The organism is Synechococcus sp. R8-2, from assembly GCF_047461715.1.
Classification (GTDB): Bacteria; Cyanobacteriota; Cyanobacteriia; order Thermostichales; family Thermostichaceae; genus Thermostichus.
The window spans coordinates 1-3440 of the sequence record NZ_JANSHQ010000220.1; the positions used below are offsets into that span (position 1 = coordinate 1).

Annotated in this window: 4 protein-coding genes; 3 read left to right on the top strand and 1 reads right to left on the bottom strand. The window is 59.5% G+C overall.

Going from position 1 to position 3440, the window contains the following annotated elements; genetic code table 11:
- Positions 1-84: 84 nt before the first annotated feature.
- Complete coding sequence (locus NW819_RS05970) at positions 85-1053, bottom strand: 30S ribosomal protein S1 (RefSeq protein ID WP_011433921.1); 969 nt, start codon at positions 1051-1053, stop codon at positions 85-87.
- A 196-nt stretch (positions 1054-1249) separates the two neighbouring features.
- On the opposite strand from NW819_RS05970, the gene obgE reads away from it, so the two are divergent.
- The 3 genes from obgE to NW819_RS05985 form a co-directional block, all read left to right on the top strand.
- Positions 1250-2293, top strand: a complete 1044-nt coding sequence (obgE, locus tag NW819_RS05975) for a GTPase ObgE (RefSeq protein ID WP_414342608.1) — start codon at positions 1250-1252, stop codon at positions 2291-2293.
- Positions 2294-2353: 60 nt separating this feature from the next.
- On the top strand, positions 2354-2728 hold the full coding sequence (locus NW819_RS05980) for a hypothetical protein (protein WP_238376778.1): 375 nt from the start codon (positions 2354-2356) through the stop codon (positions 2726-2728).
- A gap of 18 nt (positions 2729-2746) precedes the next feature.
- The coding region (locus NW819_RS05985) for an L-threonylcarbamoyladenylate synthase (RefSeq protein WP_414413195.1) at positions 2747-3440 on the top strand (694 nt) is incomplete at its 3' end.

Genomic DNA, 3440 nt, shown 5'->3' on the forward strand with positions numbered 1-3440 from the left:
CCGCGCCGCTAAAGCGAGAGAGGGCGGGGCTTCTCGGCGGCCTAGCTAAGCCTTGTAGCAGGCAGAAATACGCAAAGTTTGTGATCATTCCACAGCCGTCGCCGCGTATTCCAGCTCCTCTTCCACCACTTCCGGTGGGGCCTCTGCCGCTTGTCCTTGCTTAGCGGCCAGCAGTTGCTCACGGTACTTGGCTGCCATTTCCTCAGCCTTCTCGTAAACCAGCTTGGGATCCCGAATCATGTCGCCGGGATTGGGCTCCAGTTGCTTGGTGGACAGCGAGATCCGCCCCCGCTCCGCATCTAGATCGATGATCATCACCTTCACTTCGTCGTTGACGTTGAAGACGCTGTGGGGCGTGTCAACATGATCGTGGGAGATCTCGGAAATGTGCAGCAGGCCGGAGACGCCGCCAATATCGATGAAGGCACCATAGGGCTTGATGCCCCGCACCGTGCCAACCACCACCTCGCCCACTTCCAGCTTGTTCATCTTCCGCTCCACCAAGGCGCGGCGATGGCTCAACACCAGGCGGTTGCGGTCTTCGTCCACCTCTAAAAACTTCAGGGGCAGCTCTTCGCCCACCAGCTCTTCTTTTGGCTTGCGGGTGCTGATGTGGGATCCGGGGATAAAGCCCCGCAGCCCCTCAATCCGCACCAGGGCTCCACCTCGGTTGGTGGCAAAAATGGTTGAGCGAACGGTGGCATCTTCTTTCTGGAGCTGCCGTACCCGTTCCCAGGCCCGCATGTACTCGATGCGGCGGATGGAGAGGGTCAGCTGTCCCTCTTCGTTTTCTTCGGTGAGGATAAAAAACTCGCGGGTTTCTCCCGGCTGCAGCATCTCGTGCGGGTCTTCCAGGCGGCTAATCGACATCTCCTGGAGCGGCAGAAAGGCAGCCGTTTTGGCCCCGATATCGATCAAAGCACCGCGTGGCTCCACCGAGAATACTGTACCCGCCACAATTTCGCCAGGGCTGAAGTGATAGTCGTACTTATCCAGAAGGGCGGCAAAGTCTTCAGTGGTAAAACCTACATCGGCAGCAGTGAATCGACTCATAGGGGTGCAGTAACAGATCAGTTGCGCGGGATAAAGGGTAGAAGGCCAATCGAGTTTGGCAGGATCCCACTTCCACTTTCCCACCTGGGGAGGATGTGGCTGGGAAATACCATCGTAGCTTAGAGGAGCGTCTTTTGTGGCAAGTTTTCCGGGGATCTTGCCAAGCTGGAAGATAGAAGATTCGGAGGAAGAGCAATTGCACTTTATCGACCAAGCCGAAATTGAAGTGCAAGGGGGAAATGGCGGGGATGGCATCGTTGCCTTCCGCCGTGAGAAGTATGTGCCGGCTGGGGGGCCATCCGGCGGCAATGGCGGGCGGGGCGGCTCGGTGATCTTGGTGGCCGATCCCGGCCTGCAAACTCTGTTGGATTTTCGCTTTCAACCGGTGATCAAGGCGGAACACGGGGCCAAAGGGGGGCCCAACCATCGCAGCGGGGCCAGTGGTGCGGATCGGCTGGTGCGGGTGCCCTGCGGTACTGTGGTGTTCAATGCGGAGACGGGGGAATTGTTGGGCGATCTGGTGGGCAAAGGGGATCAATTGCTGGTAGCCCGTGGGGGCAAAGGCGGCTTAGGCAATGCCCATTTTTTGAGCAACCACAATCGTGCCCCCCGCCAATTTACCAAGGGCGAAGCAGGAGAACGGGTGCGCCTGCGCCTGGAGCTGAAGTTGATTGCCGAGGTGGGCATTGTCGGCCTGCCCAATGCGGGCAAGTCCACTCTGATTTCGGTGGTCTCCTCTGCCCGGCCCAAGATTGCTGACTACCCCTTCACCACGCTGCAGCCCAATTTGGGGGTGGTGCCCCATCCATCGGGAGATGGGGTGGTGTTTGCCGATATCCCGGGGCTGATCGAGGGGGCGCACTTGGGGGTGGGGCTGGGCCATGAGTTTTTGCGCCATGTGGAGCGCACCAGGGTACTGATTCATTTGGTGGATGGCACGGCGGCGGATCCCGTCAAGGATTACCAGGTTATTCAGCAGGAGCTGCGCGCCTACGGCCACGGGTTAATCGATAAGCCACAAATCCTGGTTTTGAACAAGATCGATGTTCTGGATCCCCAGCAGGTTGCCGAGCGCGCCCAGAGGCTGTCTGCTGCTGCCGGCACTTCGGTGGTGACCATTTCTGCGATTGCCAAGCAGGGGCTGGATGCCCTCTTGCAGCGGGTGTGGCAGTGCCTGGGGCGGGGATCCCAACAGCCTGCGCAGTTGGATCTTGTGGGGGCAAAATCCATCCAGTCCTAGGGCAGAAGAATCTTAGAATGGGAAAGCCCCTGCCTTCCCAGAACCCAGAGACGAGTGGCCATGTATATCTCGGCGGAGGATCTGCCACCGGATTTGCGTCAGATCATGTTGGCCGTTGAACAGGCGGCTCAGGCGAGGGCGGGAGCGTGTGTGGAGCTGCTGATGCTCCTGCGGCTGCTGGAGGAGTTGCACCGCGCGATCCTGGAAGGTGCCTTTCGGGAGTCTTTGCCCAATACCCGTCAAGCTCTGTATCGGGTGCTTCAAGATTTGGAAGAAGCGGGCGACTGGCCCTATCTGCCCCGTCTGCACATCCAAGCCCTGATGCAACAACTGAAGGACTGGCCCGAATCTCAGGGATCCCCGCCCGCGTCGGTGCCACCGACCCCCCGCCCTCTTGTGGAAAACCCCCTGGGGGGTAGCTGCTCCCAGTCTTGACCTCTTCCCATCTGCCCGATGGCCGAGTACTTTAAGCTGCATCCGCAACAGCCCCAGGCCCGTTCCATCCGGCGGATTGCGGCGGCTTTGCGGGAGGGGGCGGTGATGCTTTACCCCACCGATACAGTCTATGCCATTGGCTGCGATGTGACCCACAAACAAGCAGTGGAGCGGGTACGCCGTATCAAGCAGCTCTCCAACGATAAACCCCTCACCTTCTTGTGTCCTTCTCTCTCACGCATTGCCCACTATGCCCAGGTAACCGATTCGGCCTATCGGCTGATGCGGCGGCTGATCCCGGGCCCGTTTACGTTTCTGTTGCCGGCCACCAAGCTGGTGCCCAAGTTGGTGATGGAGCCCAAACGGAAAACCACCGGCATCCGCGTGCCCGACTCGGCCATTTGTCAGGCTTTGCTGGAAGAGTTGGGCAATCCAATTGTCTCCACCTCTGCCAAGCTGGGGGGGGATCCCGTCGGATCCCTGGACTTAAGTTCTGGGCAAGCCTGGGAGTGGGAGAGCGACCCCTGGGATGAGGGTGGGATCTTTGCGGCTGAAGAGATGCGGCAGTTGGAAAAACAGGTGGATCTGGTGCTGGATGACGATGCCCCCCGTCGGGCCAAGGTCTCTACGGTAATTGACTTGACGGGATCCGAGCCGCTGGTGGTGCGGGCCGGGCTGGGGTATGAGCAGGTGGCAGATCTAAATCTGAAAC